Source organism: Clostridium beijerinckii, from assembly GCF_036699995.1.
Taxonomy (GTDB): domain Bacteria; phylum Bacillota; class Clostridia; order Clostridiales; family Clostridiaceae; genus Clostridium; species Clostridium helianthi.
In genome coordinates, this window is sequence record NZ_CP144906.1 from 413,859 (window position 1) to 435,000 (window position 21,142).

At 27.5% G+C, this 21,142-nt stretch carries 27 protein-coding genes (1 of these 27 running past the window's edge); 24 read left to right on the forward strand and 3 right to left on the reverse strand.

The genetic code is table 11. The features are described from left to right. Positions 1 to 93: 93 nt before the first annotated feature. From PZA12_RS02075 to PZA12_RS02105, 7 genes are all read left to right on the forward strand, one after another. A complete protein-coding gene (locus PZA12_RS02075; RefSeq protein WP_103698641.1) occupies positions 94 to 693 on the forward strand; it encodes a YecA family protein in 600 nt (199 codons plus the stop codon). A gap of 151 nt (positions 694 to 844) precedes the next feature. Continuing rightward, complete coding sequence (locus PZA12_RS02080; protein ID WP_103698640.1) at positions 845 to 1,165, forward strand: hypothetical protein; 321 nt, start codon at positions 845 to 847, stop codon at positions 1,163 to 1,165. Positions 1,166 to 1,182: 17 nt separating this feature from the next. Continuing rightward, complete coding sequence (locus tag PZA12_RS02085) at positions 1,183 to 1,623, forward strand: hypothetical protein (protein WP_103698639.1); 441 nt, start codon at positions 1,183 to 1,185, stop codon at positions 1,621 to 1,623. A gap of 54 nt (positions 1,624 to 1,677) precedes the next feature. Then, on the forward strand, positions 1,678 to 2,442 hold the full coding sequence (locus PZA12_RS02090; RefSeq protein WP_103698638.1) for an N-acetylmuramoyl-L-alanine amidase: 765 nt from the start codon (positions 1,678 to 1,680) through the stop codon (positions 2,440 to 2,442). Between the two features lie 595 nt (positions 2,443 to 3,037). Then, the gene (locus tag PZA12_RS02095) at positions 3,038 to 3,163 is read left to right on the forward strand and encodes a hypothetical protein (RefSeq protein ID WP_278286289.1); all 126 of its coding nucleotides are present in this window, start codon (positions 3,038 to 3,040) and stop codon (positions 3,161 to 3,163) included. 551 nt (positions 3,164 to 3,714) lie between these two features. Beyond that, positions 3,715 to 3,843, forward strand: coding sequence for a hypothetical protein (locus PZA12_RS02100; RefSeq protein WP_278286288.1), 129 nt, complete (start codon positions 3,715 to 3,717; stop codon positions 3,841 to 3,843). A 539-nt stretch (positions 3,844 to 4,382) separates the two neighbouring features. After that, positions 4,383 to 5,396, forward strand: coding sequence for a tyrosine-type recombinase/integrase (locus PZA12_RS02105; protein ID WP_103698637.1), 1,014 nt, complete (start codon positions 4,383 to 4,385; stop codon positions 5,394 to 5,396). A gap of 197 nt (positions 5,397 to 5,593) precedes the next feature. On the opposite strand, the gene PZA12_RS02110 is transcribed toward PZA12_RS02105, so the two are convergent. Further along, complete coding sequence (locus PZA12_RS02110; RefSeq protein ID WP_181006012.1) at positions 5,594 to 5,755, reverse strand: hypothetical protein; 162 nt, start codon at positions 5,753 to 5,755, stop codon at positions 5,594 to 5,596. A gap of 152 nt (positions 5,756 to 5,907) precedes the next feature. On the opposite strand from PZA12_RS02110, the gene PZA12_RS02115 reads away from it, so the two are divergent. From PZA12_RS02115 to PZA12_RS02150, 8 genes are all read left to right on the forward strand, one after another. Then, positions 5,908 to 6,546, forward strand: coding sequence for a helix-turn-helix transcriptional regulator (locus tag PZA12_RS02115; protein ID WP_103698636.1), 639 nt, complete (start codon positions 5,908 to 5,910; stop codon positions 6,544 to 6,546). A 17-nt stretch (positions 6,547 to 6,563) separates the two neighbouring features. Continuing rightward, positions 6,564 to 6,914, forward strand: a complete 351-nt coding sequence (locus PZA12_RS02120; RefSeq protein WP_103698635.1) for a hypothetical protein — start codon at positions 6,564 to 6,566, stop codon at positions 6,912 to 6,914. Beyond that, the gene (locus PZA12_RS02125; protein ID WP_181006011.1) at positions 6,901 to 7,053 is read left to right on the forward strand and encodes a hypothetical protein; all 153 of its coding nucleotides are present in this window, start codon (positions 6,901 to 6,903) and stop codon (positions 7,051 to 7,053) included. Before PZA12_RS02120 ends, PZA12_RS02125 begins: the two co-directional genes overlap by 14 nt. Before the next feature lie 84 nt (positions 7,054 to 7,137). Beyond that, positions 7,138 to 7,290: a hypothetical protein gene (locus PZA12_RS02130; protein ID WP_181006010.1), complete on the forward strand. Its 153-nt coding sequence runs from the start codon at positions 7,138 to 7,140 to the stop codon at positions 7,288 to 7,290. A gap of 15 nt (positions 7,291 to 7,305) precedes the next feature. Then, entirely contained in the window at positions 7,306 to 8,160 is an 855-nt protein-coding gene (locus PZA12_RS02135) for a ParM/StbA family protein (protein ID WP_103698634.1), read from the forward strand. A gap of 108 nt (positions 8,161 to 8,268) precedes the next feature. Further along, the gene (locus PZA12_RS02140) at positions 8,269 to 8,487 is read left to right on the forward strand and encodes a hypothetical protein (RefSeq protein WP_103698633.1); all 219 of its coding nucleotides are present in this window, start codon (positions 8,269 to 8,271) and stop codon (positions 8,485 to 8,487) included. Between the two features lie 212 nt (positions 8,488 to 8,699). Beyond that, positions 8,700 to 8,945: a plasmid mobilization protein gene (locus tag PZA12_RS02145; protein WP_103698632.1), complete on the forward strand. Its 246-nt coding sequence runs from the start codon at positions 8,700 to 8,702 to the stop codon at positions 8,943 to 8,945. Then, positions 8,942 to 9,241: a hypothetical protein gene (locus PZA12_RS02150; RefSeq protein WP_103698631.1), complete on the forward strand. Its 300-nt coding sequence runs from the start codon at positions 8,942 to 8,944 to the stop codon at positions 9,239 to 9,241. The genes PZA12_RS02145 and PZA12_RS02150 overlap by 4 nt, the downstream gene beginning before the upstream one ends. A 53-nt stretch (positions 9,242 to 9,294) precedes the next feature. Here the strand turns inward: PZA12_RS02150 and PZA12_RS02155 are convergent, their stop codons facing one another. Together PZA12_RS02155 and PZA12_RS02160 are read right to left on the reverse strand one after the other, a co-directional pair. Beyond that, positions 9,295 to 9,447, reverse strand: coding sequence for a ribbon-helix-helix domain-containing protein (locus PZA12_RS02155; protein ID WP_103698630.1), 153 nt, complete (start codon positions 9,445 to 9,447; stop codon positions 9,295 to 9,297). 84 nt (positions 9,448 to 9,531) lie between these two features. Beyond that, positions 9,532 to 9,750, reverse strand: coding sequence for a helix-turn-helix domain-containing protein (locus PZA12_RS02160; RefSeq protein ID WP_103698629.1), 219 nt, complete (start codon positions 9,748 to 9,750; stop codon positions 9,532 to 9,534). Positions 9,751 to 10,124: 374 nt separating this feature from the next. Here PZA12_RS02160 and PZA12_RS02165 point away from each other — a divergent pair, with 374 nt between their 5' ends. The 9 genes from PZA12_RS02165 to PZA12_RS02205 form a co-directional block, all read left to right on the forward strand. Then, on the forward strand, positions 10,125 to 10,304 hold the full coding sequence (locus PZA12_RS02165; protein ID WP_103698628.1) for a hypothetical protein: 180 nt from the start codon (positions 10,125 to 10,127) through the stop codon (positions 10,302 to 10,304). Positions 10,305 to 11,145: 841 nt separating this feature from the next. After that, positions 11,146 to 12,258: a glycoside hydrolase family 113 gene (locus PZA12_RS02170; protein ID WP_078116969.1), complete on the forward strand. Its 1,113-nt coding sequence runs from the start codon at positions 11,146 to 11,148 to the stop codon at positions 12,256 to 12,258. A gap of 294 nt (positions 12,259 to 12,552) precedes the next feature. Then, positions 12,553 to 14,601 carry an MASE3 domain-containing sensor histidine kinase gene (locus PZA12_RS02175; RefSeq protein ID WP_103698627.1) on the forward strand — a complete coding sequence of 683 codons (2,049 nt, stop codon included), beginning with the start codon at positions 12,553 to 12,555 and terminating at the stop codon, positions 14,599 to 14,601. A gap of 102 nt (positions 14,602 to 14,703) precedes the next feature. After that, the gene (locus tag PZA12_RS02180; protein WP_078116970.1) at positions 14,704 to 15,087 is read left to right on the forward strand and encodes a hypothetical protein; all 384 of its coding nucleotides are present in this window, start codon (positions 14,704 to 14,706) and stop codon (positions 15,085 to 15,087) included. A gap of 6 nt (positions 15,088 to 15,093) precedes the next feature. After that, a complete protein-coding gene (locus PZA12_RS02185; protein ID WP_078116971.1) occupies positions 15,094 to 15,723 on the forward strand; it encodes a normocyte-binding protein in 630 nt (209 codons plus the stop codon). Next, complete coding sequence (locus tag PZA12_RS02190) at positions 15,723 to 16,037, forward strand: hypothetical protein (RefSeq protein ID WP_078116972.1); 315 nt, start codon at positions 15,723 to 15,725, stop codon at positions 16,035 to 16,037. Before PZA12_RS02185 ends, PZA12_RS02190 begins: the two co-directional genes overlap by 1 nt. Positions 16,038 to 16,112: 75 nt before the next feature. After that, on the forward strand, positions 16,113 to 18,572 hold the full coding sequence (locus PZA12_RS02195; RefSeq protein WP_078116973.1) for a glutathionylspermidine synthase family protein: 2,460 nt from the start codon (positions 16,113 to 16,115) through the stop codon (positions 18,570 to 18,572). 104 nt (positions 18,573 to 18,676) lie between these two features. Beyond that, positions 18,677 to 18,886 (forward strand): DUF350 domain-containing protein, encoded by a 210-nt coding sequence (locus tag PZA12_RS02200; RefSeq protein ID WP_078116974.1) that lies wholly within the window; start codon positions 18,677 to 18,679, stop codon positions 18,884 to 18,886. 206 nt (positions 18,887 to 19,092) lie between these two features. Next, positions 19,093 to 21,142, forward strand: partial view of a M13 family metallopeptidase gene (locus tag PZA12_RS02205; protein WP_078116975.1) — the 5' portion only. The gene runs 11 nt beyond the window's last position; the window shows 2,050 of its 2,061 coding nt (coding positions 1-2,050); the start codon lies at positions 19,093 to 19,095; the stop codon falls past the right edge of the window.

Genomic DNA, 21,142 nt, shown 5'->3' on the forward strand with positions numbered 1-21,142 from the left:
ATGAAATATCTATACTAATAAGATTATAAATAAATAGTAAAGGGATTTTTTATTTAATGCAGAATATAAACATTACAAGGAGATGATGTTTATATGAAAATACCAGCAATATGTGATAATTGTAAATCAATATTCCCATCTATGGTTGAAATTAATAATAGTCTTAATATTACATTGGGATCTGGAATAGTTAATTGCCCTTTTTGTGGTAAAATTGCTCATATGATGAATGGTACATTTAATATAGTAGGAGATACAATAAGTGTATTAAAAGCAGGAAACGTTACAAGAGATAACATGACTTTGCTACTTTCTATATTAGAAAATAATAAGAACGCTAATTCACCAGATAAAATTAAAGAAGAAATAAATAAAAATATACCTGAATTAAATATATTAGGTGATTTAATACCTAAAACAAGAACAGAATTATATGCATTTATACAGTTGCTTATAATGATTATACAAACATTTATAATGTTGAACTCACAAAATAATAATATTAATATAGAAGAAGCGTTTTATCAAACCAACTACAATATAAATCAAAATGAACATATTAATAGTGAAACAGATAAAATTATAAAGACAAAAATAGGCAGAAATGAATCATGTCCATGTGGTAGCGGAAAGAAATATAAAAACTGTTGTTTGAGAAAAAAGGAAATATCAATAACAAACTCATTAAATTAATATTTAGGGCTATCTAAAATTTAAAATTAAATACGCAATAGGAAAAAATGGCGAGCAATTAAATAAAAAAATATAAGCAATATTAAGAGCCTTTAGAGGTTCTTTTTTGTTGCTTATTTTTATACAAAATTTGAAGCAGGGAAGGTGCTATATGAATGATTGTAAAGATTGTATTCGTGTTAAAAACTTAGAGGACAAAATAAAAGCTCTTTGGCATCAAGTTGAAGAGAGTAAAGCTGAGAGAAAAGAACTTAGTGAAAGGGTAGGAGAACTTGAGCGTAAGTCTGATGTTACAGAGGAAAAATTTGATAGACTTTTTAATGCAATCGAAGCTATTGAAAAGAATATTGAAAAAATAGCAAATAAACTAGAAGCATTAGAAAGTAAACCAGGTCAAAATTGGAATGAACTAATAAAAACAATTATTGTTGTAGGAGTTACTGCAGCAGTGACTTATTTAATACAAAAATAGAAAAGGTGGAATGTAAGATGATAAGAACAGCATTAAGGTTAATAATTAAGGTGTTAGAAAGCAGATTGGTTAAAAGTGGATTAGAAGAAGCTATATTAAAGAACAAAAATTATATTACTGTAGGTAAAGCTGTTTGGAATATAGTAGATGAACAATTCAGAATTTCAAAGACTGTAGAAGAAAAACTTGAGAGTAAAGCAGATATGTTTGACAAGTTAGTATTAGCAAAGTTTCCAGAGCTAAGTCAAGATGATGCGGCAGAAATCAGGCAAAGTATTGCCGGAGAGATAAATCAAGGAAAAGCAGCGGTTGTAGATAATTCTACTTTACTTAAGCAATTGCAAGATGATAACACTAATTTAAAAGCTGAATTAGCAGCATTAACAGAACAATTTAATAAAGTTCAAGAACTAGTTGCTAAACCATCTGCTACAGATACACAAGAAGCAACAGCTTAATTTTTAAGTATCCATATACTTAATTATATTTTATTTAAAAGGAGTGATAATTATATGAAAATAGGTTTAAGGGCTGGTCATAGCGATAATTGCACAGGAGCAGTTGGGATTGTAGACGAGCATGAAGAAATGAAAGAATATTATATAGCAGTTAAATCAGTATTAGAGCAATATGGACATACTGTTATTGATTGTAATTCCAATGCAAACACACAGACAGGAGAATTAAGCGAAGGGGCTAATAAAGCTAATTCAGCTAATTGTGATTTGTTTATTTCATTGCACATGAATTGCTTTGACGGTTCAGCACATGGTACAGAGGTACTTGTATCGAGTCAGTCAAGCACTGCGTATCAGTATGCTCAAAGGCTAGTAAATAACTTTGCAGAGTTAGGTTTTACTAATCGTGGCGTTAAATTTGAAAGCCTATATGAAATGAATCATATTAGTTGTGGAAATTTTATCTCAGAGATTTGTTTTTGCGATTCTCAACAGGATATGGATATTTATAATAAATATTCTTGGGAACAATTAGCACATATTCTATGTAACGCAATTGATTCAAATATTCCAAAGGATGCTACAGGAGCAACAACAAGCGATAAAGGATATGTGGTTACTAACTATTTACCTCATTCATCTGACTCATATGATGGTGTGGATATTAGTTATATTTTATCTTATTTCAATGGAATTAAGTGTTATGTTCGTGGAAATTCAAAGGGAGTATGGATTGAAACACAATATTTAGATATAAATAAGTGTAATGAATTAAAAAATACATTAGGCAGCTGGTTTTATTCTATTGAAACAAAGTAAATTTGCTTAAAATTTTATACTATTTAAGAAACTATTTTGAACTTAATTATATTTTATCTTTATTATAATTAAAATAAGTAAAACTTATAGCGGTTCAGTGTTTTTGAGTCAAAGATATAGAGCGAGAGAAGAATATACTTAATATATCCATCCTCTCGCTCTATATTTTATTTAGATATGGAGTTTGATCTTGTGCTTTTAGTAGTAGGTTTTTATAATTTGTTTTCTTATAATTTTACCTATATGATACCACGTATATTCATTTGTGGTATCATATAAGCCCTGTTTACTACTAACTATCTTATAACTTCATATACAAGAAAAATAATACTATTACTAGCATTAAAGTATAAAAAGAGAAAGATAATAAGAAGTATATAACAGGATTAGTTTTTTTCTTCCTATTACATTTTGGCATAAGGACCTCCACATATATTTTTATTAACAATTACAATATTAACAGATATCAAGAATTTATTCAACAATAAATTAATAATTTATCAAAAAATACTACATATATTTAACAAAATGAAAACTTAAATATATTTTGTTTGCATAACATGATATATTTAATTCTACAAAGGGGTGGCACATTATGAAGTTTTCAGAGATAAAGAATTGCAAAGATTGTCCATACACGAAATGTCTGCTTAGAACAGATCAAGACTTTTCTATTTGTCCGGTTGAAGCCCAAAAGCGAAAATCAGAAAAAACAGATTAGATTATAATATTAACATAAAGTGTATTTAAATATTTGTTTTAATATAGTATTTCAATTATCAATAAAATAAGGTGTAAAAGCAGTAGCTGGACCATTGTTAAAAGCTATTGGAGCATAATGATATATAAGCTATAAAGGTAGATTAGGTATGGATACTTAATCTACCTTTTATTTTTTTTGCATGAAAAAAGAGATAGCGAAAGAATCAGGTGAATGACAGTAAAGCTATCTCTTTTGGATTAATTAATGTTATGTTTTAGTTATTAACACTAGTTGAATAAATTATACGTAAGATTATAAAAAATAAAAAGGCAGTGACCTAAATCACCACCAGTCCATTTTGCAATTTTATTATACCTATAAGAAATACTTAATTCAATAGGAAAAATATACATTAAAGCTAATGAATAATAGCATTTAAATTACTGCTATACCTATTCTAATATAAATTCCTTTAATAATACACTTCATAATTTAATTATTGTATTTGACAAAATTACCATATATTATACAATTGAATTACCAACTAATATTAAGGAGGTGGGGGAACGATGGGTTATATATTCATAGCGATAGTTGTATTGGCATTAATAGGTGGCATAATAAACGAAGTTAATAAAAATAAAGCAAATGCGTATTTAGCTAAAAAGTACGATGAAGAAAAGAAAAAAGGTAAATAGTAGAAGCTAGGATTTAATTTCCTAGCTTTATTTTTTTTGTCTATATTTATGAAAAAGCGTTTCAAAAAATGCTTTCCTTATAGATATGAATTTCAAGCCTGCTCTAGTATTTCTTATTGATATTTGCATGAATCGCAGTAAATAAGCACTTAAGCCTATAAAATAGCTAATTATGATCTAATATGCTCAATATTTCTCTAAAATCTGAATTTTAAAATTTAAAATAGGATATGTAACTCATCATATAAAAGCAATTTCTGAAATGCTTTCTTATATATTATCGGTTCTGTATATAATTCTTAAAAAATATTTCTTAAAAATTCCCTACAGAAAAACTTGAATAAAATGAAAATCTTTTAAATAGTATAGATGCAATATTTTTATTTATATAAAGAAGGTGTTTATGTGTTTTTTAATTCAAGTTGAATATTAGAATTATTTTTATTAAAAAAGAAAGGCAGCAACATGAAAGTTACCACCAATCCCTCAGCAAGATTAGTATAACTTAAAGTTGCTTCCATAACAAGGAGGAATTTTATGTGAATTTTGAGTACAAAAACTGTAATGATGAACTAAGTGTAATCCTAACTGGAAGGTTAACAGTAGAGTTACCAGAACTGGAAGTTAATCTTCAGAAGCAACTAAATATTAAGCGAATTATAGATGAAGTGTTATATAAGTATGAGGTAACCACCAAGGAAACTTCATTAGTGGCTTCAGATATAGAGGCAAAAGCAGGGCTATATTTAGCATGTAAGAAATTAGAAGGTATCAGTGAAAAAACTATTTATAACTATAGGCTAGAATTACAACATTTAAATGATTTCTTTAATAAGCCAGTAACAACCATTAATAGCATGGATATTAGAATGTATATGGCCAGTATAGCTAAAGGTGTACAAGAAAATACATTAAATACTAAAATGGTGCCTATTCGTGACTTTTTTCAATGGCTTCAAGATGAAGAATATATAATCAGTAATCCTACTAAGAAAGTTAAGTCTGTTAAGGAACCTATCAGAGAAAGGGATCCACTTACAGATAAGCAAGTGGAAATAATAAGAGAAGGTCTTGCAGATATAAGAGATAAGGCAATCTTTGAATTTCTACTGGCCACTGGATGTAGATTAAGTGAATTAACAGGAATAAAGATAAGCGATTTAGACATGGAGAGAATGACATTACTGGTAATAGGAAAAGGGAATAAGCAGAGGCGAGTCTATTTCAATGATCGTACTAAAATAGTCTTAGAAAAATATTTATATAGCAGAAAAGGCGAATGCGAATATTTATTTTGCAGCAGCAGAAGGCCTTACAATAAATTAAAGCAAAGAGCTGTTCAATTGATAATAGAGAAGATAGAAAATAAAACTAATCCCGGAAAGCATTTATATCCCCATATCTTTAGGCATACATTTGCTACAAAGGCTCTTAATTATATGCCACTAGAAAGTGTACAGGCATTACTTGGACATTCACAAATTAGTACAACCCTTATTTATGCAAAGACAAATGAAGCTAATACAGAGTTCATGTATAGGAAAATTGGGTAGAGTATAGGTTCTAAATATGCAACTTATAATAAGTTCTATTTGTATAACTCCAATTTTAAATATTAGTTCCAAATATAGAAATCCAGTTAGGTTTCATTTTTGGAACTGCATATATTACTTAAGCTTATATTAATTACTTGTCTATACTACTTACTGTATTTGAGTAAAAAAATAAGACACCAGATTAATCTAATGTCTTATTTTTTAGTGTTCTTATAGATATCGAATAATTGTTCTATGAACTCACCCATAGAGCAATCAAGATCAAGAATTTCTTTTTTCATATCCTTTTTCACATCTTTATCAATAAGTACAGTTAATTTTTCTCTATTTTCATTTTTAGATATTTTTTTATCCATTTAATCAACTCCATAATTAACTTATAAATTAATTATACCACAAAGTAAATAAAAAGTATAATAAAAATAGTTGACTTATACGGCAAAATGATTTAATATTATTTTATACAGTAAAATGATTTATACGGCAAGAAAAAGGAGGTGGAACTGATATGACTAAAGATTATCTAAAATTTAGAAATGCAATTAAAAAAGATGAAAACCTATCTCTAGAAGAAAGCTATATGCTGGAACTTATCTTTGATTATTACAATATATCAGTTGGATATGCTTATCCAGGTTATGAAATACTCATGTCTGATCTAAAAACTAAAAGAAAAGCTAAGGTTTCTAAATTATTAAAATCTTTAGTTAAGAAAGGTTACATCTCAATAACTAAGGTTGGAAAGAAAAATACTTATAAACTATTAAAATACTTATTTTTAAATAATCCTCTAGATAGTGATGGAAAGCCACCAATAGATGGTCAAGTACATTTCTCTGAAATAACAGATGAAGAACAGGAAGTAATTGATTTAGGATTCACACAGAAGCAAGCTAAAAGCCTATTACAAGTTGCTAAAGATAAGGTAGATAAAATAGTAAAAGCATTTAATTATGCAACTGAGAAGGGGGCAGATAATCTATATAGTTACACTTTATGGGCAATAAACAACATAAATAAAATTAAAAATACTTTAAAGCCAATAGAAGAAAATGGATGGAATCCAAAAAGCAAGTTTGATAACTTTCCTGGAAGAGAATATGATTGGGATTCATTAGAAAAAAGATTGCTAGGATGGGAAGTTTAGAAAGGATGTGTTAAGTTATGGAAAGAATAGTCGTTGCTTATAGTAGGCATGACAATTTAGGGAATGATTACGAAGATAATTACAAATATGAAGCTCGTAGAATTATTGATGAGGTTGCAGACCATATAAGAGAAAACAAAGATACTTGCATAACAAGTTTATTTGCTGAAATGAAAGAAGTTAAATGGGAAGAATCTGGGGATATTGAGCCAGTATATTCTTTAGCAATAAATGAAAAATATCTTTTGCAGTTTAAGATTAATGAACTTATGAAAATAGGTAATTCAAAAAGAATAGCAAAAAGATTAAATGAGATCATATCTAAAAAAAATAAATACAAGCAGGTAAATTATTATGTTAATGATTAAAGATTATTTAGAGGAAAGTTTAAAAAACTTGCATATAGCAGAAGGATTAAACATTAAGGAGAACCTACTAACTCAGGATAAAGTAAATAAGTTACTTGAAATAGAAAAACAATTAAGAGAATTAATTAATGAAAAATAAAAAGGCAGCAGCATTAAGCTACCACCATATCTCGCAAATATAGTATAGCTTAAAGTTGCTCCTAAAATCAAGGAGTAATTTAATATGAAAATACCACCACACGACCAATTAATACTAGCAGGAGAAGTTTTGGTAAAATGGGGATTTTGGATGATTGTCTATGGAGCTATAACGATGTGTATTGGATTAGCAATTATAGTAATTTTAAATAAGCAAAATATAAAATATTTAAGATAGAAAGGAAAGGGTTTTATGAATAAATTATCAACATTTGATTTAGGAAGTTTCAATATCAAGACAAGCCTAGGAGGAATATATGAAAATAGATTTATCTTAGATAATGAATCAGATAAATTTGGAGCAGAAACTTTAGAATTTGAAGGAAATACTTATTTCTTTAATAGAGGTAATTTTAATAAAGAATTTACTAAAGCAAATAAGGAAATTGAAATACCATTACTTTATGCTATTGGTAAAGATGGATTAGAAGGAAACATAAATAGTATATTACACTTACCTGCCAGTCAATTTGCAATGAGGCAACAAATAATAGATAGGTTACAAGGAAAGACATTTAAATTTAAAGTAAATTGTGTAGATCATGAAATAACATTTGATAAAGTTGGAGTATTAAAAGAAGGATTCGCTGCTTTCTATTCTCTTCCTAAAAGAAATAATGGATTAATAGCTATTATTGATATTGGAGGGCGTACAACAGATGTATTCACTTTTATAAATGGTAAGGAAGAAAAAGAAACATCTATCCCAGTAGGAACTATGAATTATTTTAAGATTATAGCAGATAGGCTTAATGCTCAAGGAGAAAATAGAAAAGTAGAAGATATATTTAAGTTAATAGATAATGGATTAATTGACCTGGAGGATTATAAAGACACGACAGGTAGCATTGGAAGTTTAATAATGAATGAAATAAAAATTGATGTAGAAAATTTAAAAGACTATGAAATAAAATTATGTGGTGGTGGAGCAGAATACTTCATTGAAGTTTTTAAAGATTCATTTAATAAAGTAGAACAATTAAATAATAGTCTATTATCTAATGTTAATGGTAGCCATTTTATAGGTAAAGCTAAGGGATTAGATTAATTTGTTACAACTTGTAACGGTTCGTGCTATATATTTATATATTTCAATTTATACAAGCAGATATGTAGCACGATATAACACTAAGTAGCACAAAAGGGGGTAAATGATTTGAGAATAAATTTGTATCTTAGTGAAACCAATGAAAAAGATGTAATAATAGCTAAATATTTAAAGTTAAAATATAGCCCAAAAGATTATATAAAAGAAATGTTATATGAAGCTGCTATAGGTCAGAGAGTAATGTCACTAGTAAATAAAGAAATATCAATAGATGCTCCAGAAGATGAATATGAAGAAATACAAGGAATTGATGGTATAGATTTATAAATTATGCAATTAGAATCTATATGTTTAAGTTGAGATATACGATTTTTTAGAAGGATTAGATGGCAAATTAATTAACAAAAGAATATGTAAAGTGAGCATATGAAGAAGTCAATGTATTAGATTTCTAGTAGTGTACTAATAGTGCACTATTGTCCATAAGGGCTTTTAGAATAGCCATTTATAAATTTTAAAAGAGAGTAGGAGAGAGGTTAATGAATATTTATTATGTAAAGAATGGGGTTAAAGTAAAAGATAATGAACGAGTAAATAATATAGAAATTAAGGGTAGGAAAAAAGAAGAAGACCTCAGAGTAGAAAGAGTTGTGGCACATGTTACTGGAACAGAAAAAGAACTAATTAAGGAATTAGCAAAAGAGAATGGAATGGATATTAGCAGTTTTATAAGATGCTTATGCCTATATCAGTATAATAAAATGGTAAGGGGAATAGTTAAATGAATAATCTATTTAGAGATTCATTTCTAGGCTTAAATTATGGCTTTTGGTTCTTTGCATTTCCTTTAGCAATTATATGGATAAGCAGCCACTTCTACCTTAAGGGAAAAGACAAAAATACACTTAGAGCTTTAGAAGATTTTGGAATACTAGAAGATTTAGAAGAATCAGAGCTATTTAAAATTGAATTCAAAATAAATAAAGAAGAAAAGTGGAAAATAGGACAAGTAATTAAAAGATCTAAGTATGATACTATAGATGAACTTATTAGAAATTCCTTATATGAAATGATTAAATAATTTTTCAAGATACATGATAAAGGCCAAGATAAAGTTAATTATCATGGCCTTTATTAATCATTATCTTTTATTTTATAATGATCTTTTAAAATTTTTGCTATCATGTTGCTTACAGTTCTATCTTCATATGCTGCTTCCTCTATTAGTTTTTCATAAACTTTTTTAGGAATTATAGTAGTAACTTTAGTATTTTTCTTACTTATCATCCTCCATCACCTGTATATAAGTATACATATGGTATATAATTATTTGTTTAAGGTTCGGAAGGGTTCGGAACCTTTTGGGTATATTTATTTATGCTTATTATTTTTTCTACTCATGATAAAATAATCAAAAACCTTATAAGGGGTAATTTTTAAATATTTTGCTAAACCTAAAATTATATCTAATGTAGGGTTACAAGATTCAGGATGATTTTCAATTTGAGATATATACGTATCACGAATTCTTAATTGAGATGCTAATTCTCTTTGGGTAAATTTCTTCTCTTTTCGCCTTCGCCTTATCATAAAATCACCTCTATGAAAATAATATAGTTATCGCAGAATGATTATAAATGTTATTAATTAAAGGGTTTATTTGTGTAAATAAAAAACATCTAAAAATTTTTAATGACAAAAAAAGAGTGTATTAGTTTTAAATTTTAAAATTATTAAATTATATAATTTCACAACATATTAAAATGACAAAAAATATTAATATAGGTATAATATTTACATTCTTTATTATAACTATTCGCTTACAATAAATGTAATAGTCGAATAAAGTCTAAACTTCACTGTCAGTAAAGTTTATTTATGATACAATCAACTTGTACAGAAAAGAAGAAGTTGATCAACCTCTTTTAAACCAAAGTATAAATGAATGGGAAGAGGGACTATGTATGGAGAGAAATATTTATAAGACTAATAATGAATATATTTTAGATGTTCTTGAAGAGGAAGAGGAACGCCTGTTAGATATATTGGGTTCAATATTAATAGGAGAAGATAAATATTTATTTTATAGATACATTTCTATAAGAGATACAATAGATGACATTAAATCTAATAAGGCAATATAATTTAGCAAAATAAAATAAACTTTAAGCTAAAATATATGATTGATATTTTAGCTTAAAGTTTTTCCTACATTATATATAGGGGGATAAGTGTAACACACATTAACACATTTTTAACACATAAGTTTTATTAAAGCTAAGAATGTGTAGGACAAGCCAAGAAATCGGAGATTAGTAATAATAACGATTAAGAAAACTTAAGAGAAATTTATTTAATATAAAAAAGAATCCAGAAGTCGTGGGTTCGAATCCCACCAAGTGTACCATAAGAATAGTGATGCCAACAATTTAGAGTCTTTCTGAATTGTTGGCATTTTCTATTTATAGAGTATAAAAAACTAGCATTTAAGTTATGATTACATTTTTGCCTAATTTTTCATTATATAGTAATATGTTAGAAGGTAATATATTTAATGGGGGAATAATAATGAAACAATTAAAAAAATTATGTCAATTCTGAATATTTTTTTGTTATTAGATGGAATATATGGGTATGAAAATAAATCTCATCTAGTACAGTAAAAAACTATTTTGAGAAAATTAAGAAGTGATAAAATCATGATTTTGCACAGTTAGTTAGTAAAACTTTAGATAATTTATATGATTGGAATGATAGGAAAGAAAATAAATAACAAGTTCGTTTTCTGAATTGCTTACTGCAAGTTGTGTTGCATATTAAGTCACTATATTTAGAGATTGAAGTCTTAACATTATTAATATAATGTAGAGTTTTCTTAGTTGTTGAAATTTTTGGAAAAGTAATTTGAGAAATACGCAAACTGAGTAATGAAGGTGTATGGAAATAATATATGGTTAACCGATAGAGTAGGTAGTAGGTGGAGAAATGACTAAAAGAGGAGTATTAATATTTATCATTTTAAGTATGATTACATTTGCTTTTTATGCTTATAACATTAACGTAGAGTCAAGGGGATTTATTAATGAGATGATTAATAAAGTAGAGGGAAAAACATTAAATTCAAAATTTCAAACAAAAATTAAATCTGGGAATTTATCAACTGACTATAATATAGATCAAGTGCTTAAGGATATAGATAAATTGCAGTTAAATACTTTAAATGTTCCAGTAGTTATAAATATAGATAGTAGAACTTCTAGTAATATGACAATAGATAAAGGAAGTGAAAAGAGGGCTATTGAATTATTTGAAAAATTAAGATGGAAGAAAATAAATATAATATTAGAACCTTACCCATGGATTGAAAACGGAAGTGTGGGAGAGACAGAATGGAAACCAGATAATATAGATGAATTTTTTAATAACTGGACTAATAATGTTTTGGGAAATTTAATTAAAGATATAGCCATACCGTACCATGTTGACGCATTAAACATAGGGACCAGTTTTGTGTATATGGAATCTAATGAGCGGAAAATGTGTGATATGGTTGATTACGTTAGAGATCGTTACAAAGGTCTATTAACTTATAGAACAAATTTTTGGGTTACAGCGAAAGATTTCTCACCAGAATTTACAGATAAGTATAATGAAAAATTAAATAATAGGATATTTTCAAAGGTAGATTTCATTTCTATAGCAGCTTATTTTGAACTTACTTCTAATGACACTAATACAGTAGAAAATTTAATAAGTTCATTAGAGCGTAGCCAAATATATGATAGAAAACAAAATATAAAACAGGAAGTAAAAAACTTCTATGATAAATGGAATAAGCCAATTTTCTTTGGAGAATTAGGTTTTCCGAGAACTAATAAGGCTTCTGTTCAACCACATAATCCGTTGATTTCTAATATTGTAAATAATAAGGAACAGGCAAATTGCTTTGAAGCATATAGAAGTGTGTTTGAAAATGAATCTTGGAACCTGGGATTCTCTATATTTGCAATAGGTGAAACTAGTGGCGATAAGAAGTATTATCCAAGTGAGGAAAGTGCTGAAATCATAAGAAAATGGTATACAAAAAATGAAAGCTAATAAAGGATATACTTAGAGAAAGATTAGTAAAAGTGTATATGGGTTCTAACTTATAAAGTTTATAGTGTATAAAATTCTTATGCAGAATATGATATTCATAAGATATTTTATGATAAGTATTTTTTTAGAGCCTATATATAACTTTGAGAAAAAATTATAAGGCTTTTAGGGCTTTCTCATGGTAGTGAATGCATTTACATATTTATGTATAAGTAGTAAAATAAAGAATGGTGAGAGAATTAAAGAAATCTAAAGATAATTTCATTGAAAAACGTTTACGGGGAGGTACACATTGTGAGTACAGGAGGAATTAGAAGGCTTTCAAAATCTATCAAATTTGAGTTGTTGATAGAATGGAGCTTTTTTTTTATTTTTATGGGATTTCTGATTATTATAAATAACTATAGTAATTTATTTTTTCATACTGGAATTGAGTTATTTATTAATTTTATTTTTGCATTAGTATTTGTATTTGCTTTTAACACCTACAGAATCAATAAGAACAACTTCTTATTAATATTAGGAATTGGGTACTTTTTTGTAGCAGTACTAGGGATATTTCATATGCTTACTTATACTGGAATGCCTTTTTTAACTAATATAGATGGATTAAAGATAGCAACCCAATTCTGGATTGCTTCAAGATATATGGGTGCTTTTACATGTTTGATTGCAATAATATTCAAAGTGAGCCCACAAAGGAATGTTAATCCTTACGTATTGTTCATTGCTTATTTTTGCATAACAATATTTTTGATATCGTCAATATGTATATTTAAGTTTTTTCCAGATTGTTATGTAGAAAATGTGGGGTTGACCTCCTTCAAAATAGTTAGTGAATATGTATTATGTACTGCATTTTTAATAATTGCTGCTGTATTTTTTATATTCAAAAAAAATATTGATAGATATTTATTTGTATGTTTTGAATGCTTTCTCATATTATCAGGAGTATGTGAAATGTTTTTTGTAAGTTATATATTTCCCTCAGAATTTACTACTATAATAGGACATACTATAATGATTCTTTCTGCATATTTTTTATACAAAGGGGTTGTAGAGACAGGACTTAGAAAGCCTTATAATCTTATGAATAGTGATTTATATATGGCTGATAACAAAGTGAAATTATTTGAAGAAATAATATTTAATAATGAAGAATGTCTTAATATGATAATAAACAACTCAGACAATGCGATATTTGTTATTAGTAATAATAAGTTTATATTTGCGAACAAGAAAATGGCTGAACTTTTGGGAGCGGAAAAGGTTGAAGAAATAATAGGTATAGACATTGAGAAGATAATTACAGATGAAGTTAAAAATGCAGTTTATAGAAGAATAGATAATGCTATATCCAATAAATTAAGTACACCATTTGTTGAAAGTAAGTTATTGAGACTTGATGGTAAACAAGTGGATATTGAAGTTACAAATAGTTTTTGTATGTATAAAGGACAACCTTCGGCTATGGTTATGCTTAGGGATATTACCTCAAGAAAACAAATACAACTTTTGGAAAACAATATTGAGGAAAATAAAAAATTGATAAGTAAAACTACGGAACTAAATAAGATGATGACAGAATTCTTTTCTAATATATCCCATGAGCTTAAAACACCATTGAATGTACTTTTGGGGGCTGTTCAGATCTTATCATTGTCAGGCAATGATGAAAATAAGTTAGAATCAGGTAAATACTTAAAAACAATGAAACAAAATTGTTATAGGCTTGTAAGACTTGTAAATAATCTTATTGACATATCAAAATTTGATTCTGGATACTTTAAAATGAATCTTCAGAACTACAATGTTGTAAGTGTTATTGAAGATATAACATTATCAGTTGCAGATTATGCAAATAATAAAGGGATTGACTTAATATTTGATACAGATGTGGAAGAAAAGGATATGGCAATCGACTTGGATAAAATTGAAAGGATAATGCTAAACCTATTATCTAATGCTATTAAATTTACCGATAGAGGAGGACAGATATTGGTTAATATGTATGATAAAAAAGATAATATTGTAATATCTGTTAAAGACAATGGAGTTGGAATGCCTAAGGATAAACTGAATATGATTTTTGAAAGATTTGGTCAGGTAGATAAAACTCTTGCACGTAATAGTCAAGGTAGTGGTATAGGGCTATCTCTTGTAAAATCAATTGTAGATATGCATAATGGTGATATTAAAGCCTTTAGTGAATTGGGAAAAGGCAGCGAGTTTGTAGTTAAGCTACCTGTTAAATCTGTTGAAGATAAACAATCCTCTGATGGACGTTTATATGAAAGTAAAGTAGAAAAGATAAGCATTGAGTTTTCGGATATATATTATTAAATTTTTAAATATTCATAATGACCTGTGTAGAGTACAACATGTAAGTGGTGATAAATATTAATAATATTGATTTAGTATTATAAAGTAAATGGAGGATATATAATGGAAGTTTTTATTTATAGGACTTATGATGAGTGGTTTGATGATAAACCCACTGAAACATTGGAGGGCGAGGTGAATTCTATATACAATGGAGTTTTGGTTATTGATACATTGGAAGACTTCAAGAAGTATAGGCAAATACTTTCGTTAAGAAATAACTTTGCTATTGTTTATAAACTTTCATATGGTTTTTTATCGTATGCTAAAGAAATCAATATTTATTCAAATTTTAATTCTTGGCAGAACTCTAATCCGGAAATTACTATTATGGGGGAAGTATGTGAAAGTGAATCTACAGATAGTCACTTAGTCTTCATAACTCAAGAGGGATTTAAACAGTGCATATCTTTATATGGAATTTATGCAGTAACATATGAAAGGTAGGATTATATGCATCTACAAGATATAGATTTAAGAAAGGTGTATAGAATATGGAAATCAAACTTAGGACCATTTCAAGGGTTCTTCAGAAGTACACCATTTGTTTCACTTCAAACCTATGATAATTTTATGTTGAAAGAAGAAAATACATGCCAATGTAATAAAAATGTATTGGATATAGTAGTAGAAAATTGTAGTAAGAATAATTTTTTTATAGTTGATTTATCTATTGATGAGATTCTAAATTTAGCATTTATATTAAACAATGAATATTCTATAAAACCAATTCTAAACGTTAATTTATTATTTCATCCGTTTGGAATAATAGGAACAAAAGAGAATATTAATAAATTGATAAATAATGGTTTGAATTTAAAGGAAGTAAGCACTGAAAAGTTTGTTATGCTGATACCGTATGATAGATATAATGATGATTTTAAGATTGATGATTTAAAAGATAAATTGAATAATCAATATGGAATAAATGATGATGATCTTCCAAATACGGATATGCTAAAAATTCTTGGCTACACTAAAATAACTATTTTGACTATGAATAAGATTAAAGATGACTTACAGGATTATATAAATTTTATAAATGAGGATATAGAAGTAGAAGTGATAAAGGTGAGGGTATAATGAAAGATTTCAAGCAGATAGTAAAGAAAAATAAGAGGAAAGCATTATCCATTGCGGTAGCTGCTGCATTTTTTGTAAGTGGACCGCTTGGATTTACAGGCTGTTACAACCCTCAAAAAGAAGATGATGAAGACCAAGATGGAAATGGTTCTAGTTATAGTGGCGGTGGGCACGTTGGAGGTTGGAACAGTTTTAGTGGTGGTTCATCTATAAATAGTGACTCTTCTAGCAAGAGCAAAGCTAGCATATCAGATTCGTCAGGTGGTAAATCAGCAGGATACTCTGGATCAAAGGGAGGAAGTTCATCAAGTTAGCATAAGCGATAAGACAATTAAAATTTTAAGTATCTTTATGTATGTAAAGAAATTATTTAGGATGTGGATTACTCTATGGAAAAACAGATTAATTATACTGAAGATGTTTTATTTAATAACTATATGGTGAGTTCTTTAGGCGAAGAGTATGTTCACTCGCAAATACCGTTTTATTTTGATAAATCAACTTATGAAAAAATGGTGTTTTATAGTGAAGAAATAAATAGAATTTCATTAAATATACTTAAGAACATTAAGGAAGGACATAGTGAGTTATTGAATTATTTTGATGATTTCATGTTTAAAGAAAAAATATTTAACTTGAAATGTCCAATGTCTCCAATGTTTTGGGCCAGATATGACACTTTTAGGGATGTTGATGGGGATATTTATTTTGCTGAATTTAATTATGATAAACCTTGCGGTCAAAAAGAAATTCATTTATCAGGTAAATGTAGTTTTGATGGGAATATAAATGTTAGTTTTATAAATAATGTGATTAAAGAATTACTAAAAATATGTAAAGAACATGCAATGGAGAAAGAAAAAATAGATGTAGGATTTTTGATGGATCCGTGTCATTATGAAGAATTACACCACAGTTATTATTTTAAACATATTCTAAAAGATACTAATATTAACATAGTACAAGTTGGACCTGATAATTTATCTGTAAAAGATGGACATGTTTATGCATATTCTAATTTTAAGCTTAAAATAATTTTAAGATTGTTTCCTACAGAATTTTTTTATGAAATTTCTAATATAAATGAAATATTGAATTGTGTTAATTGTGGAAATCTATTGTTAATTAACGATCCTAGAGTAATTGCTATTCAGGCGAAGGGTTTCTTTGCTTATTTATGGAATCTAGTTAAATCTGATTCAAAGATTCTTTCAATTAGTGATAAAGAAATAATTAAAAAGTGTATTCCGTATACAGAAATACTAAATCATGATGATATACAAGATGTAATAAGTAATAAGGACAGCTATGTTGTTAAATCGTCATTAGGTCGATATAGTGAGGAAGTTTATATAGGTAAGCTCTATACACAAGAGATGTGGGAAAAGAAAATTAAAATTGTATCTGAAAGCAATAAAATACATGTAAAACAGAAGTTAATAAATATTAGACAAGAATATACTTATGCGCCTGGGAATAATAATATGAATATTCCAGTTTTGGCCTTTGGAAACTTTGGTATTTATATAATGGATTATAAAGTAGAGGGATTTTTGGTTAGATGGAGTAGAGATCTTTTAACAAATGATGATTATACGTGGATGTGCCCAATCGGAGTTGAAGATTTTCCGGTTTATATAAATGAATTTAATCCTAAAAATAGAAAAGAAATTTGGAATGAGATAATAGATGAAAGTGTATTTAAATATAATTTCACAGGAGCTTACACAAATATTTATGAATATATATCATTGAACTCACTAATTTTAAAAGAATGTACCTATAAAGAAATGCTTTCAGCAAGTAGTAAGTTTTGTGAGATTTTAAAAAAAATATATCCATATATACAAAAGGAAATGGAGCTTTTCGGTCCTATACTAGGTATACCAGAAGAACTCTATAAATTAGTTTCAAACTCATGTACTATATCACTTTGTGCATTAGGAAGGATTGATTTTGCTATTGATAATGATGGGGATTTAAAAATTTTAGAATTTAATTCTGAGACACCTGCAGGTTTAGTTGAGGCAATTGGATTAAATTCTATAATTAAAGAAAAACTTAATATCCAATATCAAAACCCTAATGTAAATCTCAAGGAGCATATAAAAAAATCATTTTTTAATATATTAGAAGAACTTAAGAAAATAAAAAAAGTTAAAAATATTGCTGTTGTAACTTCTTGGTATTATGAGGATATATATACAAGCAATTTAATAGCTGAAATATTAAAGGAATTGAATGAGTATAGTGTGATTTTTGGAAATATATATGATTTGAAAGTAAATAATAATAAAATTTATCTCTATGGGAATGAAATTGATGCCATTTATAGGCATTATCCATTGGATTGGTTTTCTTATGAAGATGAAATGAAAAAATTAATTGAGCCTTTAAGTTCAGGACAGTATTTGATAAATCCTGGACATACACTTATAACTCAATCAAAGGCTTTATTTGCAGTTATTTATGAGCTTGTTAGAAAAAAATTCTTTTCACGTGATGATGAGGAATTTGTTTTGAAATATATACCATATACATGTTTAGAGCCTGATAATGTTCTTTCTTTTGATTATGTAACCAAGCCATATCTTTCAAGGGAAGGAGCAGGTGTTATGTTAAGTTATGATGAAATGAGTAAAGAATTAGATGATATAGTGTTTCAAGATAGAATAAATATTAAACCGTTATATTCAAATATTTATTCAACAATGAAAGAGGAAAGCAAATACTTGTTTCCTGTAATAGGTACATATATAACAGGTGATATACCATCAGGAGTATTTACTAGAATGGGAGATTTTATAACTGATAAAAATGCAATGTGTGTCGCTACATACATTGATTAATAAAATAAACTTTAATTTTGATTGGTGCAATATCAAATATATACAATAATTAAAGAATATGAGATAAGTCTAATTATTTAAATAGTAATAAGGAGGAGAGATTTATGACTAGTATTGTAAACAATGTTGTAGTTAGCATTATTTTTGGATTGATAGGTATTATATTGCTGATTTTCGGATACTGCTTTTTTGATAAAGTATTAACTAAAATTGATTTTAATCAAGAATTAAAAGAGAAAAATGTTGCAGTTGCTATAGTTATAGCTGGTTTTATGATTTCTATAGGAATTATAATTTCAGGAGTCGTATCTTAAAAATAGTATATTTACGAAGAGTAATAATTCAAAAACCATCTTGAAATAAATGGATATTTCAAGATGGTTTTTTTTGTTTATTTTAAAAACATGAATTATTTATAGAAATAAATTAAATAATAGTATTAGGCTAACTTTAGGTGAAACGATTGGAATCGTTATTAAATAGATAATTACAATTAAAATACTAAGGAGGAGAGAGACTTATGAGAAAAATTACACTTAAGAAAATTACATCAATAATATTAGTATTATTTTTAAGTATATCAACTTCATTAAATAATACTCCGTATAGTTCGGAATTTAATATAATAAGTGTTCTAAACAGTAATAGTATAGAATCATATAGTGATGCTAGAATAGAGGATGATTTTTATAATGCAGTAAATAAGGAATGGTTATCAAAGGTAAAGCTTGAGGATGGATACATTTCCTATGGAACATTTGAGGAAGTATGTGGGAGAGTTAATGGAGATATTCTTAATATAATATCAGATATACAAAAAAATAAAGACAGTTATGATAAGAATAGCGATGAGTTAAAAGTTTTAAACTTATATAACAACTATCTAGATATGAAAAAAAGAGATGAATTAGGGACAAAACCCTTAGAGAAATATATGAATCAAATAAATGAAATTAAGGATACGAATGATCTTAAATCCATATTGAAGGATGATGAATTCTCATATTTTCAACCTCTAATAAACTTAGGTGTCGGTCCAGACTATAAGAATAGTAACATTAATGCTTTGTATGTTTCTAGAAGTAATCTTGGATTAGGAAATTCGTTTTACTATAAGGATACTAGTGATAAGAGTCAAAAAATAAAACAGATATATATAGATTATATAGCTAAACTACATATGCTATATGGAGAAAATGAAGATGTAGCAAAGAAAAATGCAGAAACTTTTTTTAATATTGAGAATGAACTTGCTAAAAAGATACCTTCTTATGAAGAGGAAGCTAAAGATGAAAACCGAATACAAAATTCTTATAATTTATATACAGTAAAAGAATTAAATAAGTTAATACCCAATGCAGATATACCTGGATTATTAAATAAATTAAATATTAATAATCCAAAGAAAATAATAGTGGAAAACCCAGAAGAATTAAAATTAGTAAATTCACTTATTAGCGAAGATAATCTGAAAGATATAAAAACTTATTTTAAAACAAATGTATTAATAAACACAGATAATTACTTAACATCGAAACATAGAGAGGCATGTAATGAACTAAGAAAAGTGCTTTATGGAGTAGAGTGCTCCGAATTAGATGAAGGTTCAGGGGTGAAGTTTGTTAGTGGACAATTGAATGAGATTATAAGCAAGCTGTATGTAAATAAACATTTTGATGAGGAATCGAAGAATGATGTGGAAAAGATGTCAAAAGAGATAATTGAAAATTTTGAAGATAGATTACAGAGCAATACTTGGATGAGTAAATCAACTAAAGAGAAGGCACTCAGAAAATTGGAAAATGTCAATGTTAAAGTGGGTTATCCTGAAAAGTGGAATGACTATAGCGATGTAGTAATAAATTCTTATTGCGAAGGGGGATCATTAGTTGATAACTTAATAAGTATATATACATCTCAAAGTAAAAAACAGTTTTCTAAGTTAAATCGTGAAGTTGATAAAAATGAATGGAACATGGGACCTTGTACTGTAAATGCCTACTATAATGCTTTAAATAATGAAATTGTATTTCCAGCAGGAATATTACAAGCGCCATTTTATGATAAAAATGCAAAAAAAGAAAAAAACCTTGGCGGAATTGGAGTTGTTATTGGGCACGAACTTACCCATGCATTCGATAATACAGGCGCTCAATTTGATGAAACTGGTAAATTAAAAAATTGGTGGAATCAAAATGATTATAAGGAATTTACAAACAGGAGTAAGAAAGTAGTAGATTATTATTCTAATATAAAGACGGGTAATGAAAAAAATGTAAATGGAATTTTAACCGTAGGAGAAAACATAAGTGATTTAGGCGGGATGGCTTGTGTTTTAGATATTGCAAAAAAAATGGAAGATCCTAACCTAAAGGATTTATTTGAAAACTACGCAACAGTATGGAGAGAAATATCAACGAATGAATTAAAAGAGTATTTATTAAACAACGATCCACATGCGCCTAAAAAGGTCAGGGTAAATGCAGTTTTATCTCAATTTGAGGATTTTTATAAAACTTATAATATAAAAGAAGGAGATAAAATGTATGTAAAACCAGAAGATAGAGTTG

Excerpts from the sequence above, each read along its gene's own strand:
- PZA12_RS02075 (WP_103698641.1), top strand. The coding sequence starts at position 94 with ATGAAAATACCAGCAATATGTGATAATTGTAAATCAATATTCCCATCT.
- PZA12_RS02080 (WP_103698640.1), top strand. The coding sequence starts at position 845 with ATGAATGATTGTAAAGATTGTATTCGTGTTAAAAACTTAGAGGACAAA.
- PZA12_RS02085 (WP_103698639.1), top strand. The coding sequence starts at position 1,183 with ATGATAAGAACAGCATTAAGGTTAATAATTAAGGTGTTAGAAAGCAGA.
- PZA12_RS02090 (WP_103698638.1), top strand. The coding sequence starts at position 1,678 with ATGAAAATAGGTTTAAGGGCTGGTCATAGCGATAATTGCACAGGAGCA.
- PZA12_RS02095 (WP_278286289.1), top strand. The coding sequence starts at position 3,038 with ATGAAGTTTTCAGAGATAAAGAATTGCAAAGATTGTCCATACACGAAA.
- PZA12_RS02100 (WP_278286288.1), top strand. The coding sequence starts at position 3,715 with ATGGGTTATATATTCATAGCGATAGTTGTATTGGCATTAATAGGTGGC.
- PZA12_RS02110 (WP_181006012.1), bottom strand. The coding sequence starts at position 5,755 with ATGGATAAAAAAATATCTAAAAATGAAAATAGAGAAAAATTAACTGTA.
- PZA12_RS02115 (WP_103698636.1), top strand. The coding sequence starts at position 5,908 with ATGACTAAAGATTATCTAAAATTTAGAAATGCAATTAAAAAAGATGAA.
- PZA12_RS02120 (WP_103698635.1), top strand. The coding sequence starts at position 6,564 with ATGGAAAGAATAGTCGTTGCTTATAGTAGGCATGACAATTTAGGGAAT.
- PZA12_RS02125 (WP_181006011.1), top strand. The coding sequence starts at position 6,901 with ATGTTAATGATTAAAGATTATTTAGAGGAAAGTTTAAAAAACTTGCAT.
- PZA12_RS02130 (WP_181006010.1), top strand. The coding sequence starts at position 7,138 with ATGAAAATACCACCACACGACCAATTAATACTAGCAGGAGAAGTTTTG.
- PZA12_RS02135 (WP_103698634.1), top strand. The coding sequence starts at position 7,306 with ATGAATAAATTATCAACATTTGATTTAGGAAGTTTCAATATCAAGACA.
- PZA12_RS02145 (WP_103698632.1), top strand. The coding sequence starts at position 8,700 with ATGAATATTTATTATGTAAAGAATGGGGTTAAAGTAAAAGATAATGAA.
- PZA12_RS02150 (WP_103698631.1), top strand. The coding sequence starts at position 8,942 with ATGAATAATCTATTTAGAGATTCATTTCTAGGCTTAAATTATGGCTTT.
- PZA12_RS02155 (WP_103698630.1), bottom strand. The coding sequence starts at position 9,447 with ATGATAAGTAAGAAAAATACTAAAGTTACTACTATAATTCCTAAAAAA.
- PZA12_RS02160 (WP_103698629.1), bottom strand. The coding sequence starts at position 9,750 with ATGATAAGGCGAAGGCGAAAAGAGAAGAAATTTACCCAAAGAGAATTA.
- PZA12_RS02165 (WP_103698628.1), top strand. The coding sequence starts at position 10,125 with ATGGAGAGAAATATTTATAAGACTAATAATGAATATATTTTAGATGTT.
- PZA12_RS02170 (WP_078116969.1), top strand. The coding sequence starts at position 11,146 with ATGACTAAAAGAGGAGTATTAATATTTATCATTTTAAGTATGATTACA.
- PZA12_RS02180 (WP_078116970.1), top strand. The coding sequence starts at position 14,704 with ATGGAAGTTTTTATTTATAGGACTTATGATGAGTGGTTTGATGATAAA.
- PZA12_RS02185 (WP_078116971.1), top strand. The coding sequence starts at position 15,094 with ATGCATCTACAAGATATAGATTTAAGAAAGGTGTATAGAATATGGAAA.
- PZA12_RS02190 (WP_078116972.1), top strand. The coding sequence starts at position 15,723 with ATGAAAGATTTCAAGCAGATAGTAAAGAAAAATAAGAGGAAAGCATTA.
- PZA12_RS02195 (WP_078116973.1), top strand. The coding sequence starts at position 16,113 with ATGGAAAAACAGATTAATTATACTGAAGATGTTTTATTTAATAACTAT.
- PZA12_RS02200 (WP_078116974.1), top strand. The coding sequence starts at position 18,677 with ATGACTAGTATTGTAAACAATGTTGTAGTTAGCATTATTTTTGGATTG.